The 19,947-nt window shown below is 58.1% G+C and carries 13 protein-coding genes; 4 read left to right on the forward strand and 9 right to left on the reverse strand.

Annotated elements, in window-relative coordinates; genetic code table 11:
- The first annotated feature begins 5 nt into the window (after positions 1 to 5).
- Complete coding sequence (locus EV130_RS16950) at positions 6 to 851, forward strand: beta propeller repeat protein (protein ID WP_132660896.1); 846 nt, start codon at positions 6 to 8, stop codon at positions 849 to 851.
- A 23-nt stretch (positions 852 to 874) separates the two neighbouring features.
- On the opposite strand, the gene EV130_RS16955 is transcribed toward EV130_RS16950, so the two are convergent.
- From EV130_RS16955 to EV130_RS16965, 3 genes are read right to left on the reverse strand one after another with little or no spacing between them, the layout of a single operon-like run.
- Positions 875 to 1,219: a hypothetical protein gene (locus tag EV130_RS16955; protein WP_132550810.1), complete on the reverse strand. Its 345-nt coding sequence runs from the start codon at positions 1,217 to 1,219 to the stop codon at positions 875 to 877.
- Complete coding sequence (locus EV130_RS16960; protein ID WP_132660898.1) at positions 1,219 to 1,644, reverse strand: DUF6484 domain-containing protein; 426 nt, start codon at positions 1,642 to 1,644, stop codon at positions 1,219 to 1,221. The genes EV130_RS16955 and EV130_RS16960 overlap by 1 nt, the downstream gene beginning before the upstream one ends.
- Before the next feature lie 11 nt (positions 1,645 to 1,655).
- The gene (locus tag EV130_RS16965) at positions 1,656 to 3,962 is read right to left on the reverse strand and encodes a type VI secretion system Vgr family protein (protein WP_132550814.1); all 2,307 of its coding nucleotides are present in this window, start codon (positions 3,960 to 3,962) and stop codon (positions 1,656 to 1,658) included.
- Between the two features lie 283 nt (positions 3,963 to 4,245).
- On the opposite strand from EV130_RS16965, the gene EV130_RS16970 reads away from it, so the two are divergent.
- Positions 4,246 to 6,387 carry a caspase family protein gene (locus tag EV130_RS16970; RefSeq protein WP_132550816.1) on the forward strand — a complete coding sequence of 714 codons (2,142 nt, stop codon included), beginning with the start codon at positions 4,246 to 4,248 and terminating at the stop codon, positions 6,385 to 6,387.
- A gap of 480 nt (positions 6,388 to 6,867) precedes the next feature.
- Here the strand turns inward: EV130_RS16970 and EV130_RS16980 are convergent, their stop codons facing one another.
- The 4 genes from EV130_RS16980 to EV130_RS16995 form a co-directional block, all read right to left on the reverse strand.
- Positions 6,868 to 9,117, reverse strand: coding sequence for a glycosyltransferase (locus EV130_RS16980; RefSeq protein WP_132550818.1), 2,250 nt, complete (start codon positions 9,115 to 9,117; stop codon positions 6,868 to 6,870).
- A gap of 834 nt (positions 9,118 to 9,951) precedes the next feature.
- Positions 9,952 to 10,749, reverse strand: a complete 798-nt coding sequence (locus tag EV130_RS16985; protein ID WP_132550820.1) for an ATP-binding cassette domain-containing protein — start codon at positions 10,747 to 10,749, stop codon at positions 9,952 to 9,954.
- A complete protein-coding gene (locus tag EV130_RS16990; RefSeq protein ID WP_132550822.1) occupies positions 10,742 to 12,994 on the reverse strand; it encodes an ABC transporter permease in 2,253 nt (750 codons plus the stop codon). The genes EV130_RS16985 and EV130_RS16990 overlap by 8 nt, the downstream gene beginning before the upstream one ends.
- 77 nt (positions 12,995 to 13,071) lie before the next feature.
- Entirely contained in the window at positions 13,072 to 14,154 is a 1,083-nt protein-coding gene (locus EV130_RS16995; RefSeq protein ID WP_132550824.1) for a substrate-binding domain-containing protein, read from the reverse strand.
- Between the two features lie 362 nt (positions 14,155 to 14,516).
- Here EV130_RS16995 and EV130_RS17000 point away from each other — a divergent pair, with 362 nt between their 5' ends.
- A complete protein-coding gene (locus tag EV130_RS17000; RefSeq protein WP_074065636.1) occupies positions 14,517 to 15,158 on the forward strand; it encodes an alpha/beta hydrolase family protein in 642 nt (213 codons plus the stop codon).
- 187 nt (positions 15,159 to 15,345) lie between these two features.
- Here the strand turns inward: EV130_RS17000 and EV130_RS17005 are convergent, their stop codons facing one another.
- A complete protein-coding gene (locus EV130_RS17005) occupies positions 15,346 to 17,307 on the reverse strand; it encodes a HAMP domain-containing methyl-accepting chemotaxis protein (protein ID WP_132550826.1) in 1,962 nt (653 codons plus the stop codon).
- 552 nt (positions 17,308 to 17,859) lie between these two features.
- Positions 17,860 to 18,675 (reverse strand): class I SAM-dependent methyltransferase, encoded by an 816-nt coding sequence (locus tag EV130_RS17010; RefSeq protein WP_425375512.1) that lies wholly within the window; start codon positions 18,673 to 18,675, stop codon positions 17,860 to 17,862.
- Positions 18,676 to 18,775: 100 nt separating this feature from the next.
- On the opposite strand from EV130_RS17010, the gene EV130_RS17015 reads away from it, so the two are divergent.
- Complete coding sequence (locus EV130_RS17015; RefSeq protein WP_074064396.1) at positions 18,776 to 19,906, forward strand: ABC transporter substrate-binding protein; 1,131 nt, start codon at positions 18,776 to 18,778, stop codon at positions 19,904 to 19,906.
- Positions 19,907 to 19,947 lie beyond the last annotated feature (41 nt).

The following is a 19,947-nucleotide window of genomic DNA, read 5'->3' on the forward strand; positions in this document are numbered from 1 at the left end:
AATCAATGCCAACCTACAGCGTTTCTTGTGACAGCGTTGCGCTCGGAGCGAGGGGCGAACTCTATACCCTAGTCGTATATACCGACGGCGAGGCCTTCAACTCCTATGTGCTTGAAGAGGTTGACCTCAGCCAGGAAGAAGTAGAGCGGATAGAACACCTCGATATCCAGATTTGGCTCACTGATTTGTGGCGGGCTGCAGGCGGCCCGTTATTTGTTTGCGATGAAAACGGTAAAGTGCATGTCGGCCGAGCAGGAACTTGGGCCGTAGAGGCAACGGAGAGCTCGCGCGCACTTACCTGCCTTTGGGGTCTTAGCGAGGACACCGTCTTCACAGCGGGCGACGCCGGTATCGTTTTTCAACGTCGCGGCACTGCCTGGCCTGCAATCAGCCCGCCTTTCGATCAAACGCTGTTCGGCATTGGGGGCACATCCACCAGTGATATCTATGTCTGTGGCGACCGCGGCTTTTTCGCCCATTTCGATGGCCGGACGTGGTCCACTATTCCTTTGCCAACAAACAACCGCCTTCTGGGAATCCTCGCGCTTTCTCCCGAGGACGTCCTTGTTTGTGGTGCTGCAGGCGTACTTTTTCGGGGAAGCGGCGACAGCTGGCGTTCATATGTGCCGGCGGAGAGTGACTTACACTCCATCGCCCGCTTCCGCGACCGCATTTTTCTTGCTGCTAGCCGTTCGGGCGTGCTTGAGCTCGTCGATGACAGCTTTATCGTCGTCCGAGACACATTTGTTTCCTACAAGCTAATTGCCAGTGACGCCTTTTTGGCTAGCGCAGGGGATATTTCGGCCGTGCGAAGCGACCTCAGCACGTGGGACGCAATAGACTATGAATAACAGTCACAGCGACAAAGTCGGACTTAAATTGAACCCTGATTTACGGAAAGCCACACCCTCACTTTTTCAACGTCGAGCTCCACGACCGGCGGTGCCTCGTTCACGGACAGCATCCTCAGCACGAACAACTCCCCAGCCTCCGGAAACTCGGCGTACCGCTCCTTCGCAATTTCCAGCCCCGCCTGCCCCGCTACTCTGAGCCCGTCAAGATGCGCCTCAAGCCGCTCGACGAGGCGTGCAAGCCGCTCCTCGTCCATGTCGGGGTTCTCGTCCGGATGAAGCAGGTGGTAATCGTAGACAGTCCACAGGAATGCCGCCATCTCGGCATGCTGTCGGACGATTTCGCGAAGAACTGGCGCAGCAGGCATCAGTTGAGGTTCACCGAGCCGCCACGAATACGGTTTGCGGCGCTGGCGTGGCTTGTCACATAGGTGCCGCGGATCGTGATATGGCCATCCTTTTCCATGATGATTGTCGCCTTGCCGCAACGAAGCTCGATGCGCTCTTCGCCCGTGATCCGCACGCGCTCTCCATCGCGAATGACATTTGGCGTCGAAGACTTGCGCGCCGGCTCCACGATCCGGCCAACGATCAGCGGTCGCGTCGCGTCTCCACCCTCGAAGAGCAGCGCGACCTCGGCACCGATCATTGCCGATGTGAGGTCGCACAAGCTTCGTGCGGGCAATGCAGTATCCCGGGGGTTGCCGGGAAAGACTACCAGTGGCACACCGGCGTCGAAACCCAGCAACACGCCGATCACCACTCCTTCGATACGTTCCCGTGTGTCGAACATCTGAAAACCCCTCAATTATGACTGATCTTGCTGCCCTTCCAAACGACCTCACCGGACGCCTTGCCGTTGAACTTGCCCGTGGCCCTGACCGAAATATCCTTGCCTTCGATCGAGATCGTGCCGTCCTTTTTCATTGCAATGGCCGCCGAGCCGCACTTGATGACCACCGAGTCGCCGGCTTCGATCAGCAGATCCTTTCCGATCTTGATCAGCCCATCCTCTCCGACCTCGACTGCGCTTCCTTTGGCGACCTTCACCATCCGGGCGCCTCCGATCTCGGTCGCATCATCCTCGCCGATCTTGGCGCTGCGGCCCTTGCCGATCTCGCTCGTCTGTCCGCCGCCAATCTCGATGCTTTGATTAGTGCCGATCTCCCAGCTGTCGGATGTACCGATGTCGTGGCTCTGGCTGATGCCGACACTGACCGATCGCGTCGCGCCGATGGTGTTCATCTGTGCCGCGCCGACGGTTCTGGTCTCTGCGGCCCCGACCGTATCGATCCGCGCCGCGCCGACGGTGACTGTCTGGACGATGCCGACAGTCTGGGTGTGGTTGGAACCAATCGTCTCGGTGGAATTTGCGCCGATACCGATCGTCTCGTCAGCGCCGACGGTGAGAGAGCGGTTGATGCCTACCGTCTCGGTGTCATTGGAGCCGATGTTCACTGTGCGGTCGACGCCCACCTTTGTCGTCTTGTTGTTGCCGACATCCTCGTCGAGGTTCACCCCGACTGAATGCTTGGCGTTGTTGTCGATGCGGTCGGACTGGTCATGTTGGACGAGCTTGCTGCGGTCGTTCTTGATCAGCAGGTTGTGGTCCTTCTGCGCCTGGAAATAGACTTCTTCGGATCCTGCCTTGTCCTCGAAACGCAGTTCGTTCCAACCGCCCCCGCCGGGCGAGGAATTCGTCTTCAATCCGGACTGGGTGGCATTTCCCGGAAGCTCATAGGGAGGCATCTCCTTGCCGTTATAGACCCTGCCGGTGATAATGGGCCGGTCGGGATCTCCCTCGAGGAAATCGACGATCACCTCCTGGCCGATGCGGGGGATCTGGATAAAGCCCCAGCTCCCGCCAGCCCAGGTTTGCGAGACCCGCACGAAGCAGGAACTGTTCTGGTCCTTCTTACCGAGGCGGTCCCAGTGAAACTGTATCTTCACCCGCGCATATTTGTCCGTGAAGATTTCCTCACCCGAAGGGCCGACCACCGTCGCGGTTTGCGGGCCCCGCATGATCGGTCGGGGCGTGGTTCGCGCCGGCCGATAAGTGACGGAGGTCGGAGCAACCTGGAGTGCCGCACGGAAAGTTTCTTCGCCCGCAAAACCGGCGGGGCGGTAGCCAGGATCGAACAAGCGGTAGTCGGCGCTGAGGACCACATGGTTCGTGTTCTGATCCTTGCGCGGGAAATTTTCCAGTTTGAAGGTGCAGCCCGAAGCCAGTCCGCGCAAAGTGCCGGCGGCAGCGATGCGTTGATGGGCTGCCTGAAGCTCCTCGCGACGCACTACGGCAATTGCGTCGCCGCGGCCAACCGTCAGATGGGCGCCGGGATGGCGATAGTGCTCGCCCTGTGATTCCGCGTGAGCAAAGGGCTGCGCCGATTGCGCCATCAGGTCGGCGCCGGGCTTGGTGAAGTCGAAGTCCGTATGAGCATAGGTACCCGGGTGAACAGAACTGGTTGACACCCATTCTGTGATATATTCCTGGTCTCGGCGCAGTGGTTCTCCTTCGGCGCGGAACTTGACCGTCGCATAACCCGGCGCGGGCTTCAGCTTGTTCATGGCGTCGGCAAGAATGAGGGTGTGCTCTCCCTCGCCATATTCGAAGAAATACATGATGCCTTCATGCTCAAGCAGCCGCTGCACGAAATCCAGGTCGGTTTCGTCATACTGCACGCAATATTCCCGTGCCTCGTAGGAACCCTGCAGCCGCTTCTCGAACTTGGCGGGCTTATATTTCGAGAATATTTCCTCGACGATTTCCACCACACTCATGTTCTGGAAGATGCGGCAGTCGGTGGTGTTGCCCAGCAGCCAAAGCCACGGCCGCAGCTCCGCCTCGTAATAGGCAAATCCTTCTTCGATGCGGGTCAGGCGAAAGTCTGATACGAGCCCGCTGAACCACCGTTTGGGGTCTCCTGCCTCGCCTTCAACCGAAATTGGCTTTCCGAGAAGCCTCAGGGCATCGACGTTCGCGTCGGGGCTGACGAACCCAACGGTGAAGGCAAAACACCTGCTGATCTCATCATGGCCGACAAGGTGCGTGAAGGTCAGCGTCTCTGGTCCAAGCGGCGTCTGGACGGTTGTCTTGCGTTCTTCGGCCATGCGGAGAGTGCCCCTGTTCGTGACGCCGGCAGTCCTGGATCATGAACCTATCATAAAGACCCGCCACCTCGAAAGCAGCATGGCAATAGCACCGGGTTTATCCTCTCAGGGCAAAGAATCCGGCCGGAAACGCGTCAGCCTGAATTCGCGATGCCATTGGAAGCGGCATTCGCTGGCATTGATCCTTTACCCCCATGCCAAGGTCCGAAAATTGCATTACTATGGAGGCATTATTCTTACCTCTCGTCAGGACTACGAAGTCAACAATCTGGGCTAACCTGCCATGATGCAAAGAAGTTCCTGCTTTCGGCCGAAGTGGATTTTCCTGATCCCGCTGTTGGCGCTGTTCTTAACGGCATTCTCGCAGATGGCCCATGCGGAGCGGCGAGCCGCCATCGTGGTGGGGAATGGCGAATACGAGTTTGCGCCTCTGGCGAACCCCAAAAACGATTCCAAGCTGATTGCCGCGACGCTCACGGAGCTTGGTTTCGATGTCCTGCTTTTCTACGACGTCAAGAAGGCCGCTGTCGGCGACCTCGAAAATGCAACCCGCACGCATCTTCTCGGCGCTGATCTGGCTATCCTCTACTACGCGGGACATGCGCTGCAATTCGAAGGGCGAAGCCTGCTGCTACCCGTCGATGTAAGGACCGGATCGGCCAAAGAGGTGGTCGACGACGCCATGGTTCTCAATGACCTCATAGACATCGTCAAGGACGACCCGGTCGGCGTCAAGCTGATCATTTTGGACGCCTGCCGCAACAACCCACTGACCTCGGAAAAGGGACTGCAGCAGGGCTTGGCAAATATCGAGGCCGGCTCGGGTCAGGTCCTCATCGCCTTCGCCACAGGCGCCGGCGAAGTGGCTTACGACGGTACCGGAGTGAACAGCCCTTATTCTTTGGCGCTGGCCAATGCGCTTCAGCAGCCGGGCCTCGACATCTACGACACGTTCAGAACAGTGCGTGGAGACGTGCGCCTTGCCACCAGCGGATCGCAAATACCATGGATCACAGGCTCGATCGAAACCAAGTTCGTCCTGAAGCCGGGCGGCGCCGACGAACCAGCACCCGAGGTCCCGGGGGGCGATGGCGCGCTGACTATTGACCAGGTCCTGTGGTATTTCATTCAAGACAGCGCGGATCCAACTGATTTCGAACGTTTCGCAAAGGTGTTTCCGAAGAGCCAGCTTGCGGTCGAAGCGCTCAAACGCAGCAGTCTCCAGGTTGCTGAGTTGCAGAAGCGCGGGCTGTTTGTCAGCGGTGCACTTGCCGCCACCGCGATTTCCACCGAGCCGCCGTCCGATGAGGCTACTGAAGCCGCTGGAGCGGAGTTTGTTTTTCAGCAGGCCGGCGAGCGCGCCGTCAGCGAGACTTTTCGTGTCTGGCCACGCGAAATGCCCGACACACAAAGCGGCATGAAGACAATCGTTACGGATTGCGATCTGTATGCAGCCGATCCCAACGATCCTCAACGCGTGGTACCGGGTGTTACGAACGGGCTGGTTAACGTCCGCGACGGACTGCGCTCCTGCGGTTATGCGCTCGCTGCAGATCCCAGCAACCCACGCCTGCAGTTTCAGTTGGCCCGCGTCCTTGAAATAGCGAAACGCTATGACTGGGCGGAGCATTTCTATGAACTCGCCAGCCAGCAGCAATACAGCGCCGCATTCGTCAATCTCGGTTACATGGCCCGGGCCGGTGTCGGCCGCGAGGTCGATTACAAGCGTGCCTTGGATTTCTACATGAAGGCGGCACCGCTCGGAAATCTCAGAGCAAGGACAAATGTGGGAACGGCCTACATCCGCGGTCAAGGCGTGCCTCAAAATCCCGAAGAGGGGATCCTATGGTACAGACTTGCAGCATCAAGCGGCTGGTCGAACGCGATCACAGCACTCGGCGACAGCTTCCGTCGCGGCACCGGCGTGAAGAAAGATGATGTGGAGGCGACGAGGCTTTATGCCGCGGCGGCCGATGCCGGTCAGATCGACGCCATGACCAATCTCGGCCGTGCCTATGTCAGCGGATTGGGTGTGAAGAAAGATGTCAAGCGCGGCTTTGATCTGATGATCCGCGCGACGGAAATGGGTAACCAGTATGCGCCCTTCTACGCAGCACGCCTTCTCGTGAAGGGCGAAGGCAACGTTTCTCGCGATGCCAATCGCGCATTTGCCCTGCTGGAACTGTCAGCACGCCGAGGCTTCGAAGACGCCTATCTCGAACTTGCCAAGGGTTACGCGGAGGGCAGTTTTAGTCGTGGAAAGCCGGATTTAAAGAAGGCATATTTCAACGCAACGCTCGCCACTCGTTTCAAGGTCGATGAGGCAGAACGGACCAGGTCTTCGGTGGGTGAAAAACTGAACGCTGCGACGCGAAAGCAAATCGATGAGGAAGTCGAACTTTTTGTTCAGCAGAATGGGCTTTGAGGATGAATGGCTTTGCGCTGGATCATAGACAAAGTTGGCGGGTTTTTACCGTTCGGCAGGCGCAAGCGAAGTGCGCGGACCCTCAATCCGGCCGATGAAGAGGACAGCCTTCTTTACGTCCTGCAAGATCCGGTCGAGGAAGCCAAAGCCAGGAGCCTTATTTCTGTCCTCGGCGTGATGCCCGCCAACCTCCGCGAGATTCTCGATGCTGCTGTGGAGGCTTGCAGGGCTAATGGCGAATTTCCTGTTGTCGTTCTTTCAGAACTGCGTCCCGACCTGACCGCTGCAAGTTCGGCTCCTTTGGAGTTTCTCCCTACCCGAGGCTACCTGCCTTCGCTCTCCCCCGAAATCTATGGCAGATATGCTCGTCGACGCTGGTCATTGATCCTCGCGAAATGGGACATTTCCAGCGAAATCGCACTTTCATCGACCATCGACGAGTTTCTTGCCGACCAGGTGGGCGCCGATGCGTCCCTTAGCTCAACTGCGAGCAATCGAGGCATGCAGCGGACGGTCAGCGCGGATACTGAAGACAAGCTGCTCGATCGCATTCGCAGCCATGGCGGCGCCATTGACGTAACCAACGCGAGCCAATCGCCGGCGAACCTCGGTGCGGAAAGCGTCAGATAGTGCCAGATCGAGGGTTGTCTCCACACGATCCAATTCCGAGTACCGCAGGCACAGACCCAAACCTGCTGTTTGGGCATAAACAGCGCGAAGGTGCTGGTCATCCATTTCCGGCGCTTCATTTGGCACGAAGATCGAAGGGATCCCTCCCAAGATGCTTTCATGGAAGCTGTTATACCCGGCAGTGGTGACAAGAAGGTCGATCGCGCTGACATATTCAGCCAAGGGGTAAACGCTCGTGCGCAAAACCCCCGGCCGTTCCTGCTTGGAAGGTTTCGCGAGCGGATTGAGAACCTGAACTGTTTGTATGTTCCGCCTTACCAGGCCGGCAAAAATCAAACCGGGCAAATCCTCAAAGTCAAAGTTGCGCTGCGAGCCTAGTTGTACCGCGACAGTGAAGCGGCCCGGGTCGACGCCTAGCTTGCCGGCGGCTTCGTTCCTGGGCATTCGCGTCCCTGGGTCCAACAGAAGCACAGGAGGGACGGCGACAGTCCCCAGCATATCGCGAGTGGGACCATCATCTTCGTCATGGGCAAATTCGCCCGGCTCGATCACCATATCGAATATATCCTGGGAACATGGGTCAAAGTCGTGGTCAAGGCGCCACAAGGCGCGCCGGATCCAAATCCAGGCCAGGTCGCGACGGTTTTCGGCAACGGCAATCAATCCTGGAAACGGCCTGTTCCCATCGAACACCACCGCCGAAACATCAAACGCCTCAACGGCCGTCAGCAGCTCTTGCGCATATGCCCGATTCCAGCTGTCGTCCGTCACTCCGATCGCCAAGCCGGAAGGAGTATAGTCAACAGCGTGACCTCGCGCATAAGCCAACGCCGACCCGGCCGATCGGGTAAAGAAAATGGGATCCATGTCCTCGGGCAGACGCTCTGCGATAGCCATCAGTCGCGTGATGTGTCCAAGCCCGATACCGTTTGTCGCGACAAAGAGTATCCGCCGTTTCTTGCCCATAAGCCGCGGCAATGATCCGGGCGCCTTGTCCGCGACGGTTTTGGCAAATACCGCGGTTCGGCTGCATTTCAGGGTGGAGGGCCTGGACAGTTCAAGATCATCACATAGACGTTCCATGCGCTGCGGGTATTGATCGATCGCAAACTTTCTCCGCACAAGCTCTCGCGCGGCATTCGATTGTTGCAGATAGGTCGAAGGTGAAGCGACAAATCGCTCGATGACGTTGCGCGTTTCGGCAACTTTGCAATAGACGGCGCCATCTTCGAAGAGGCTTTCAAACGAAGGATCGAGCATCGTCACCAAACCGCTCGCCATTGCTTCCGCGATACATAATCCAAAGGCTTCCACCCACTGCGGGCTGTGAAAGTAAACGTAAAAATCCAGGAGCCTGAGAAAGTCCGATACGCTGTTTTGCGCGAACGGACTGATCTGCCAGTTCGAGCCTATCCAGGGCTGGATTGACATCGGGGCGCCACCCAAGACCTTGATGGCGAAATCGGGTGTGTCGGGATAGGCTGCTCTTAGCTCATCTGCGGAACTGGGCCATTTCGCCGGATCCGCTCTCGAGTGGCGCCCCAAATTGACGGTGCCTGTTGGAGCTGTACGCTGGGGAAATGACCATTCAGCAAGGTCAATCATGTTCCACAAATCGTGCCGGAGCAGCGCAGGACTCTCGGTCCCGATACTGTCGAACTGGGATCGGACCTTCGGTCCAACAGGAGCAAACACGACCGGAACGCCAAAGAGCCGATCCAACACGCGTTCCACGACCCCTAGATCGTATTGCGGAACGCGATTGCCGTCGAACAGGGGGTGATGAACGACGCAAACGACGCGGCGAGGCTGCAAACGCACCGGTGAACGCGGCATTCGCTCGAACACGGCAGGATGGTGAGCCAGAAGGATGTCGCAGGTCGCCTCTTCGGATCCTGTGAGCCAAACAGTATCCGCTTGCTCGATCGCTGCGGCTGTACGACTGTCGAAGACGCCGAGCTCGCGCGTGCGCTGCCCCAAAAAAGGCAGCAGACCACAGCTCACCCCCCACTGTTTCGCCGCCTTGAGTTCGGCTCTCAGTGCGCTGGACGCGCCACCTCGAAATCGCGGGTCAGCAGCATGAACAACGTCAAAATGCATCAGCTAATTCCACGATAGTATCCGCCGCTGAGCTTCCAGCCTGCCGCCCCTCGATCAAGGTTTCGCCCGTTTATAGATGCGGCTTTGCTCCACGAAAAAGCAGTTTATGAAACAGAGCCGACAGCGCTAGTACACTCGCCGTCCCCAGAAGTCTCGCCGAGGTTGTGTCGCCAATTTCCGCACTGTGACAGGCTGCTTTTGAACCGTCGTCCTCATCCTTTCAACGGCCAAGGTCCCGTAGCAGCTGCGAGGGTATTGTGCGAGGAAAGCCTGATAGGATTGACGTGTATTTTGCCTTTGTGCCCTGCGCCAGGCGGCAGCTTCAGCTGCGCTTGGCCTTGTGCTTTGACAGTTGCTGGCACTGGGTGGCGCCATTGTCAGGTATGGCCAGGATGGTACACATCCTGTCAAAAAGACCGAGAAAAGGACGGCAACACGTTTCAGCATTGCGAGAACGCTCCAATCCAGGCGAGGGCAAAAAACCCACAAGAAATAGTAGAATAACTACAGCCAAATAACAAGCACCGCAGACGGCTTCGAACAGTGATCCCGTGCGGCTAATGGTTAAGGTGAATACGCTAGCCGTAAGTCGCTGCTGCTCTTTCGTCCGCAATTTCGATTGTGGTCGATAGCGCGGGCTTCCCGATCTGACATCCATTGTATTGCAGCCTGAGGTTGATCGTCGTCTGCGCGCATTCCCTGCCCCACGCAGACGCCGGAAGCCAGCAGATCTCACAAGAGTGAACTTGCGTAAAAGCAAGAAGGATGGGGGCAATTCTCACCCAGTTCCTGGATGAGGAGATCGCCTTTCGGCCCCGTTTTTCTCTCGGAAGTTCAAAGCTTGCCTTTCCAAGTCCGCCTTGCCTCATCGGCCGTCAGCGCGAGCTCTCGCGTGCCGGACACAATGATCTCAAGAACCTCATGCTCGTCTGTGTTCTTGATGTAGCGGTCGCCCACATACTCGCCGCGCTTCAGCACCATGACGCGGTCACCCACGGCGAAAATGTCGACGAGGCGATGCGAAATGATGATTTGCGCGACACCCTGCTTCTTTAACTCCAGCATGGTTTCAAGCAGGCGCTCGGTCGCCATCACGGAAAGATTGGCTGTCGGCTCGTCTAGGATCACGACGCGCGGGCCAAAGGATATCGCGCGTGCAATCGCTACAGATTGCTGGCGGCCACCCGACAGGCTTTCGACCTTCTGATAGACCGAGTTCACGTCGACCTTGAGCCGTTTCAGCACATTATCAGCTTCGGCATACATCTTGCTACGATTGACGAAGGGACCTTTGAGTGGCCAGCGGCCAAGGAAAATGTTCTGTCCGACATCCATGTTGCCGCAGAGAGCGAAGTCCTGGTAGATCATCTCGATGCCGACATCCCGGCTTTCGTGCGGGCTCTTGAAATGCGCCGGCTGTCCGGCAACGAAGATCTCACCGGCATCGCGCTGATAGGCACCGGTCAGGATCTTCATGAGCGTCGATTTGCCAGCCGAGTTGTCGCCGACCAGGCCGAGTATCTCGCCGGGATAGAGCACGAGATCCACCTTGCGGAGGGCCTGCACCGCACCGAAGGCTTTTTCGATATTCCGCATTTCCACGATCGGCTCGGATTGTGTTACGTCAACCATGAGCGATTTCCTTACCCCTGCGCATTCTTGCGAGACGGGCGAGCACGTGTGCGAGAATATTGGCTTGGCGAACCCATATGTCGATCAAGACCGCGACGATGAGGATGAGCCCGATGAAGACGTTGATCCAGTGCTGCGGCATAGTGAATCCCTGGACGTTGAGCTGCATGAGAGCCCGCACGAGTGTAATCACGGCTGCGCCGGCGAGTGCACCAATCATGGTGCCGTAGCCTCCGAAGATCGAACCGCCGCCTATGATGACTGAAGCGATGGCATCAAGCTCGCGGAACTGACCGGCAACCGGATTGAAGCTCCGAAAATAGGCAACGTTGATGATCCCTGCCATGGCTGCACATAATGCGGCCAGCATGAGTGCGATAAAGCGCACCCTGTTGGTATCGATGCCGGCATAGGCAGCGGCGCGGATGTTACCGCCGGTGGCACAGACTTTCATCCCGAACGGCGTAAAGGCGAGCACGGCGCCGGCCATCAGGGCGACGAAAAACATCCAGATCGTCTGAACACTGACGACTTCCGCCACGCTACGCATTACTCCGGACGGCAGCGAAAGACCGAAATGGAGGAGAATGTCATTCACCTTGCGGCCGAGCAGATTGTAGTCCTCCGGCCAGCCTGCCAATTGCTGTCCGGCAACGAACCAGGCAGCCAGACCACGGGCGATATAGTACATGCCGAGTGTGGCGATGAACGCCGGCAACTTGAACCCGACCGTCACGACGGCATTGACGAGGCCAGCGGCCATTCCCGCAAGAAGGCCCATGGCAATCGCCGTGAATGGATCGGCGCCGAGGACTTTCAAAAAGTAGGCAGCCGTACTCCCGGAAAGGGCAAGGACCGATCCGACGGAAAGGTCGATATCGCCCGCGGCAATGACATAAGTAAGCCCGATCGCGATCAGCGCCAATTCTGTATAGTTGAGCAGGATCGCAAAGCTGTTCGAAAGGTTCCACCAGTAGTCGGGCCTGAGCGCGACACCCGTAAACCACAGCAAAACAGCCAGGATGATGGCAAGCGAGTCACGCCGGCCAACAAACCTGCCGATGGTAGTCGTCGACATCGCAGTGTCCGTTGCCATGGCACCTTTGGTCTGAACGCCCTCCAGCGCGACACCGCCGATCTCGTAGGCGGGCGGCGGCGGCTTGCCGCAGATCCACGCCCAGAAGCGCGTTGCAACCTGGCGCCGAATGAGATGGGGTTCGATCAGCACCGCGATGACAAGAAGGAATCCGAGGAAGACCGGGACGGCACCGACCGGCAGCGAGAATATCGCGTTGACCGTGATTTCCTCGTCGCCGATCTTGACCGTGCGTGTGATCGGCCAGCCCTCGCGCAGCACCTTGTCGAGAAGCACAACCAGCAGTGCACCGAGGCATGAGCCGGCCACGCGGCCACGGCCGCCGAGGATTGAAGCGCCGCCGATGATGACTGCGGCGATGACCGTCAGCTCGCCGCTCACACCGTAAAGGGGCGTCACTCCCTTATCCTGCGCGGCGGACATCAGGCCGGCGAGCGTCGCGCAAAGAGAGGAGATCAGGTAGGCCCGTATACGCACCCAGTTCGTCGGTATGCCGGCATAAACAGCGGCCTGCTCATTTCCGCCCGTGGCGAATGTCTCGTAGCCCCACCGCGTCTTGGCCAACACAAGGGCGCCGATCACCGCGACGACGGCGAAGATCGCAATCTGGTTGTTGAAGCCGAAAACATTTGTTTCACCGAGGTGGAAGAACAACGGATATTCTTTCGCCTTGCCGGGATAATAGATTGCCTGGCCATGCGTGAGTGCGAGTACGAAGCCGCGGCCTATAAACAGAACAGTCAGTGTGGCAATGAATGCGGGCACTTTCAGAACGGTGACAAGCAGGCCGTTCGCGAGACCGATCACAACACCTAACGTCAAACAGAGTATTATCGCTGTCAGGACATTGAGGTCGAGAACGTTGGATGCGAACAGCCGGGCAAAGACGACCGCAATCAGGCCATAGGTTGAGCCGACCGAGAGATCGAGATCCTTGTTGACAATGACGAAGGTCATCCCGACTGCAATGATGGCCACCCGGGAGGTATCGCGAAGCAGGGCATGGAACGCCTCCGCCGATCCAAAGAAGGCGGGATTGACGATAGCGCCGCCGAGATAGAGAAGCACGAGCAGGCTCACAAGCCCCGCCTCCCAGCCGCCGATCAGTTGGGATGGTGCGCGCTCGTGCCGGGTCGCGTTAGGCTCCATAAGCTTGTTCTATCCGGCTTTGGCATGCTGCAGGCAGAGATCCCTCTCCCGCAGTGATTGTTGAGCCCTGCGCGACGTCAATTCTCGAAGCGCTTGCCAACATTTCCGACAGTGTCCTTGGTCACGAGCTGGGCGCGCGTGTCGAGATTGGCGGCCGCGATTCCACGATCGATCTGCAGATAGAGCTGCATGACCGGCCAGAAGCCCTGCAAGAATGGCTGCTGACCAAGCGCGCCGGTCAAGTCGCCGCTGTTCAACGCATCCTGCTGGGCCGGCCCGAGGTCGAATCCATAGGCGCAGATCTTGCCGGTCATGCCGGTCTGGGCGACGGCCTTGGCAAGGGCCGGCGTGAATACGTTGTTACCGGCGAAGGCGCCAACAACGTCGCCGCGCGATTCAAACAACGTCACGATACCGTTCACCGGATCATTCGGATTGGTGTCGATGCCGGTGTTCTCGGGTCCTGCATCGACCTTGAAGTTCTCCAGCTTGCCTGCATCCTTAAGTCCTTTGACGATCGCGTTGAAAGCCGATGTCACTCGATTGTTCACCTCGATGTTGCCCATCGCAGTCGACGAGGGCAGCACGATCGACCCCTTGTCGATGCCTTTGTCTGCCAAGCACTTGACGAGTGCCTCGCCGGCAATTGCCGCAGCAGACGCGTCCTGGCCGGTATGGCTGATCTTGCTGCGGTTGAGAATGGTCCCATCGAAGGAGTTTGTGGTGGCAATCGGGATACCCTTCGCTTCGGCGGCTTTGACGATGTCGTTGTAGGCGCCAGCCTGCGGCGTTGTCATGATCAGCCCGTCGATCGTCGGATCCTGCACGATCTGGTTCAGGATTTCGATCTCGCGAGCGGGGTCGTCGGTCGGTGATTCCGAACCGAGCAACAGGACCTTGGCGCCGATCAGATTGCCGGCAACCGTCGCGCCGACATAGACCGGATCGAAGAACCCGTTGCCAGCCGTGTGGGTTACAATTGCAAAGGTCAGATGGCCGTCGGCTGAATGAAAATCCTTCGTGCCGGCTGCTTCCTTTGCGGCCTCATCGAAGTTGTATCCGCCTACTGCCTTTTCAACGCTGCCAGATTGCGCGAAAGCAAATGAGACAGCGAGCGACACTGCAGCGGTCGATGCCGCAAGCAACATAATTCGCCTCATGAGAGCTCCTCCCTTACCCGTTTTGCAAGGCATTCGAGCGCAATTGTCGTGTTGTTCGAATACCTTTACCAATTATTTTCTAATATTCTAATATGCGGCGCAAATGCTGCGGAAGTAAATGGTGAACTCGTCGTATCGACGAATTTGTTCAATCTCGAAGCGAGTTCCATTGCCGGATTGGAAGGACGGACGTCGTCAGCCTGGTTGCGAACAGCGTCCGGGGCTTACGGTGTCTTAAGCAACGTCGGCAGGGTCTCCGGCTCATCGAGCAGGTTTCGTGATTGGAAAGAGCCACCCCGTCGCTGGCCTAAATTGCCATCGGTGTGCTGACAAAGAACGGAAGACCCCTTATGAATTGCGTGATGCGACATGGCTTTTTGATAAATGGCCCCGACGACGCAGAGTTTACGATCCTGCTTGCTCATGGCGCCGGCGGGGCGATGGATGCGACGTCGATGACGGCTGCGGCCGAAGCGCTGGCCGCCATTGGCTTTCGCGTCGCCAGGTTCGAATTTGCCTATATGGCGGCAAGGCGGACCTCCAAGGGCCGCAAGCCGCCGCCGCGCGCCGACAGGCTTATTGGCGAATATGGTGCTGCGGTCGAGCGTTTCGGCGTCCGCAATCGTTTGATCATCGGTGGAAAATCGATGGGCGGCCGCGTTGCCAGCATGATTGCCGACGATCTCTTCGCCAAAGGAAAGGTCGCCGGGCTCCTTTGCCTCGGCTATCCGTTCCACCCGCCGGGCAAGCCCGAAGAGCTGCGCACAAAGCATCTCGAAACGCTAAAGACGCCGGCGCTGATTGTCCAGGGAACACGAGACGTGTTCGGAACTCGGCGGGAGGTCCAAAACTACAACCTGTCCAACAAAATTGACCTCGTTTGGCTTGAAGACGGCGATCATGATCTGACGCCGAGAAAGAAAATATCGGGATTCTCATTGGCCGATCATCTGGCAAGCATGGCAGCGGCCGTCAAAAGCTGGGCACCTTCGTTGGCACCATAGCTGCGAAGCGCTTGAGCCGCGGCGGCTCGCCATCGCGGGCGTCAAGCGGTATACGCATAGCAGCAGCTCGGCCGCCTGCGGACACGCGGTCAAACGTGCTCTCACACCACGCGCCATGCCTGGGGCACAATGAAAAGGCCCGCGAAAGTGCGGGCCTTTGAATATCACTTCCGGAAACAAGAGAGGATTAGAATTCCTCCCAATCCGACGACGCCGCAACCGCGGCTTGGGACCTTCCACCGGTGAAGGCTGATGAAATCTTACGGATCATGGCTGCAGGTGCAGAAGGCCTCGACAGAGAGGCGGGGGCCGCTTGACGGACGGTGACCGACTTTGCGCCGTCGAAACGGAACTTTGCCAGCTGTGCTGAAAGCGCTGCTGCTTCAGCTGCCAGTTTTTGTCCGGCGGCCGACGTCTCCTCGACCATGGCGGCGTTCTGCTGGGTCGATTGATCCATCGCATTGACGGCATTGTTGATTTCTCGAAGGGCCGTCGACTGCTCTTTTGCCGATTCAACAATCGAATCGACGTGGCGGTTGATCTCCTGCACTTCCAGAACGATTTCCGTCAGTGCCTTGCCTGTTTCGTCAACGAGCGCCACGCCGGAGCGCACCTGTTCGGCGGATGTGTGGATCAATTGCTTGATTTCCTTGGCGGCCCTGGCGGAGCGCTGCGCCAGTTCGCGCACTTCCTGTGCCACCACGGCAAAACCCTTGCCGGCCTCGCCCGCACGGGCCGCTTCAACGCCGGCATTGAGCGCCAAGAGATTTGTCTGAAATGCGATTTCGTCGATGACGCTGATGATATTGTTGATTTCGCTGGAGGAAGTTTCGATTTGTCCCATCGCAAGGACGGCGCGCTTGACGACGTCGCCCGATCGCTCGGCATTCTGCCGGGTTTTGGCGACAACCGTGCGCGCCTCTTCAGCGCGTGCGGTCGAGCCGTTAACCGTTGTTGTAATCTCGTCGAGCGCGGCTGCGGTTTCTTCGAGGGAAGCAGCCTGCTGCTCCGTGCGGCGTGCAAGGTCGTTGGAGGCCGTGCTGATTTCGGCTGCACCAGCGTCGATCGAGAGGGCGTTGCCGCCGATTGCCTTCAGGGACGACTGCAACTTGTCGGCGGAATTGTTGAAGTTTATGCGCAGCGTGTCGAGCGCCGGACCGAATGGCCGCACGAGGCGGAAGGCGAGATCGCCATCGGCCATTGCCTCAAGTGCCTGACCTAATTGGGCAACGGCATCGTTGGTTTCAGTTGCGGCAGCCTCACGCTCCCTGGCAGCGCCTTCGAGCTGCTCGCGTTCTGCAGCGGCGCGTCTTGCGTCGACCTCAGCCCGGTGCGTAGCCTGTGCACTGAGCGCGTCGCGCACCGCGCCGACGGCGCGCGCGAGATCCCCGATCTCGTCCCGGCGGGTATCGAGCGTAGAATCGGCTCCGACCCCTCCTCCGCTGGCCATATGCCGCAGTGCCGATTGCAGCTTTGCGATCGGTCTCGTAATCGAGCGACTTGCGACAAAGGCCGCGACAATCGCCAACAGCATGGCGACAGCCAGCGACCCGAACGCCAAAGTCTGGAAACCATTGACGGATTGACGAACGTCGTCGCCGACCTTCTGGTTCAGGGCCTCCTGGTAATCAATGAATTTGTTGATTGCGCCGAGCCAAGCGACGAACAGCGGGCGGGCCTGTTCAAGCAGGATTTTCTTTGCCTGCGCCCCATCGCCTTTTACCTGCAGATTGATGATCTGGACAACGAGCGGGTTGGTTTTCGATTGGATGTCGGCAATCTCAGCAAGGATTGTCCTTTCCTCGGCCGAAGCGCCCGCCGGCGAAGACACCATCTGCGCCATTTTTTTCTCGTTGACGGCATAGGCCTCGGCCAGTTTAGCGATCAGTTCCACTGCTGCCTGCCGGTCTGCAGTTGCTTCGACCAGGGTAACATCCCGGATTGCAATAGCCCGGTCGTGCACGCTGCCACGGAAATTGATGGCAAAGCGCTGCTTGACGCTGTTGACGTCGTTGACCTGGCCAAGATCGCTATTGATGAAGTTGACCTCGGTCACCGAATACTGGGTCAGCGCCAGCATCAGGAGAAGAAGGAAACCGAAGCCGATCCCCAAGCGTGTTCCAATTCCAAAGCGGGTCATTTTCCTCATCCGTATGTTCCGGTCTGAACGTAGCCAGGCGCATGGCATTTGATATATAAGTAAAATTCACTACAAATCTTAAATAACATTGAAGTATCCAAAAAATGTATTCCATCCTCCGAAAGACCGATTACTATATATCTACGGGCGATTAGGTCGTTACAAAATACAACGGCAAGTTATACATTCGAACCCAGGGGCTCGCACGGCCCCTGCCCCGTCGGAGCTCGTACCTCGCAGGCTGGGTTTTCTGACGCTGGCACTCGTTGCCAATCTCTCGGCTGCAGCAATCATCTGCAGGAGAACGGATCCTGATTTTCGGGGCAGTTTCAAACGGCCTGGCGCGACGAGAGGCGCGCGCGCCGGCGCGGAAGTCGCCATTGCCGGCCGAAAGCAGAAAAACTGAAACGCGTCAGCGACGAACCACCGAACCCAACGGCACTCGACGCGGGCCAGCGCGATGGACAGTCAAGTAGCGGGATGCGCCGAGGCTGTCGCGTCTATGCCATTGATCGGTCGCAGAACGATTGCAATGAGGCAGCGGCGCGATCCCATCAAGTCCTAGCGAGGTTTGCACGCACTGATCGCGTAGCGGTGCTGGAGGCCTCTGGAAAGCGCCTTGAAATAGTTCCAGTGGCTGGCCTGCGCTTTGTGTACTTCGCGCAGGTCATCATCGATCTGGACGTGTTCGAAACCGGCATTGTGCAGAAGTGCGGCGACCTTGTCGGCCCGCGCGCCCTTTGAGAAATAGACCCGCGACAGGATCCTGCTATGGATCTCTGCCATACCGGGCGCATGGCCCGGATCCGCTTTCAAGAGTCCGCCGCCTTCAAGCAATTTCATGAGACGCTTCACCAGCCGCTCGGCGAAATTGGCACTGACGAAATCGCCATCGACGATCAGCAGCGTTCCGCCAGGCTTCAACACACGCATCCATTCCGCAAATGCTTTTTCGGGATCAATGAGGGTCCACACCAGATGGCGGGTCACGATGACGTCGTAAGTGTCATCCAATTCGGTGGTGTTTTCGACATCAGCCATGCGGAAACGGATCATGCGGCCCCGGCTCTTTGCTTTGGCACGGGCGCGTTCGAGCATCGGCTCGGCCCAGTCGAGACCGGTCACCTCGAAACCGAGATCGTCCATGAGATGCGAAATCACACCCGTGCCGCTCGCCAGGTCGAGCGCACGCCTGCCCTGTCCCGCACCAAGATGCTTTACAATCAACCGATGCCAGGCGCTGCGCTCCGTCTCGGTGAAAATCTCATGGCCCGGCGACTGGTCGAAGGACTCCGCCCTGGCCGACCAATAGGCCTTGATCTCGTCACGAAGCCCATAATTCTCGCCGCCCGCCCCTTGCCCGTCCATTACCGTCATGCCAGCCAGTCCCAGTTTGAAATCGTTCTAATAGATAGAACTTGACGATAACACTCATAAAATAATAGAGGGCATTTCAGTTTTCCACGGAGTGAATCTAATGCGCATTACAGGCAAAGCGGCCGTTCTTGCAATGGGCCTTGTCGTTACCGCCGTCTGGCCGGCTTTTGCCGACAAGATCACCGTGAGGGACGTGACCGGGCGCGAGGTCGAGGTGAACGCCCCGGTCAAACACATGATCCTCGGCGAGGGCAGACAGATCTATTTTCTGGCAGCACTGGATAAGGAAGCCCCCTTTAAGCACGTCGTCGGGTGGCGCGACGACCTGCCAAAGGCAGACCCTGAATCCTACGACGCCTATCTTGCGAAGTATCCCGATATCGCCAAGCTGCCGACCTTTGGCGGCATGAAGGACGGCACCTTCGATATCGAACAAGCCGTCGCGCTGAAGCCCGACGTGATCTTGATGAACATCGACGCGAAAACCGCAACCGAAGAAGCCGGATACATCGAAAAGCTCGGTAAAGTCGGCATTCCGCTTGTCTATGTCGACTTTCGCGAAAAGCCGATGGAAAACACCGAGCCCAGCATGCGTATCATGGGCAAGCTGATGGATAAGGAAGCGATCGCGGAAGATTTCATCAAATTCCGCGCCGACAGCATCAAACGCGTGACCGACGTGCTGCAAAAGGCCAACCCGCCGAAGCCTGTCGTCTTCGTCGAGCGCGCTGGAGGTTATTCCGAGGATTGCTGCATGTCCTTCGGCAACGAAAATTTCGGCAAGATGGTCGAAATTGCCGGCGGCATCAACATGGCCAAGGACATCATCCCCGGCACGTTCGGAACGGTCAATCCCGAGCAGATCATTGCCTCCAATCCGGACCAGATCATCGTCACCGGCGGCAACTGGGACAAATATGTGCCCGGCGGGGCCTGGGTTGGGGTCGGCTATGGCGCAGATCTCGAGAAAGCTCACCACAAACTCGAAGCCCTGACCAAGCGCCCGGCCTTTACCGGAGTCAAGGCGGTGGCCGATCATAACGTTCATGCAATCTGGCACCAGTTCTACAACAACCCCTACCAGTTCGTCGCCATCCAGGAGATCGCGAAGTGGCTCCATCCGGACCTTTTTGCCGACCTCGATCCTGAGGCGACCTTCAAGGAATTGCATGCCCGCTTCCTGCCGCTCGACTACAAGCCGGGATATTTCGTCTCCCTGAAGGACGAGTGAGTTAACCTGGGCCGACGGCAAGAACCGTCGGCCCGACCATT

The sequence above is a fragment of the Rhizobium azibense genome, assembly GCF_004342325.1.
In the GTDB taxonomy this organism is placed as follows: Bacteria; Pseudomonadota; Alphaproteobacteria; order Rhizobiales; family Rhizobiaceae; genus Rhizobium; species Rhizobium etli_B.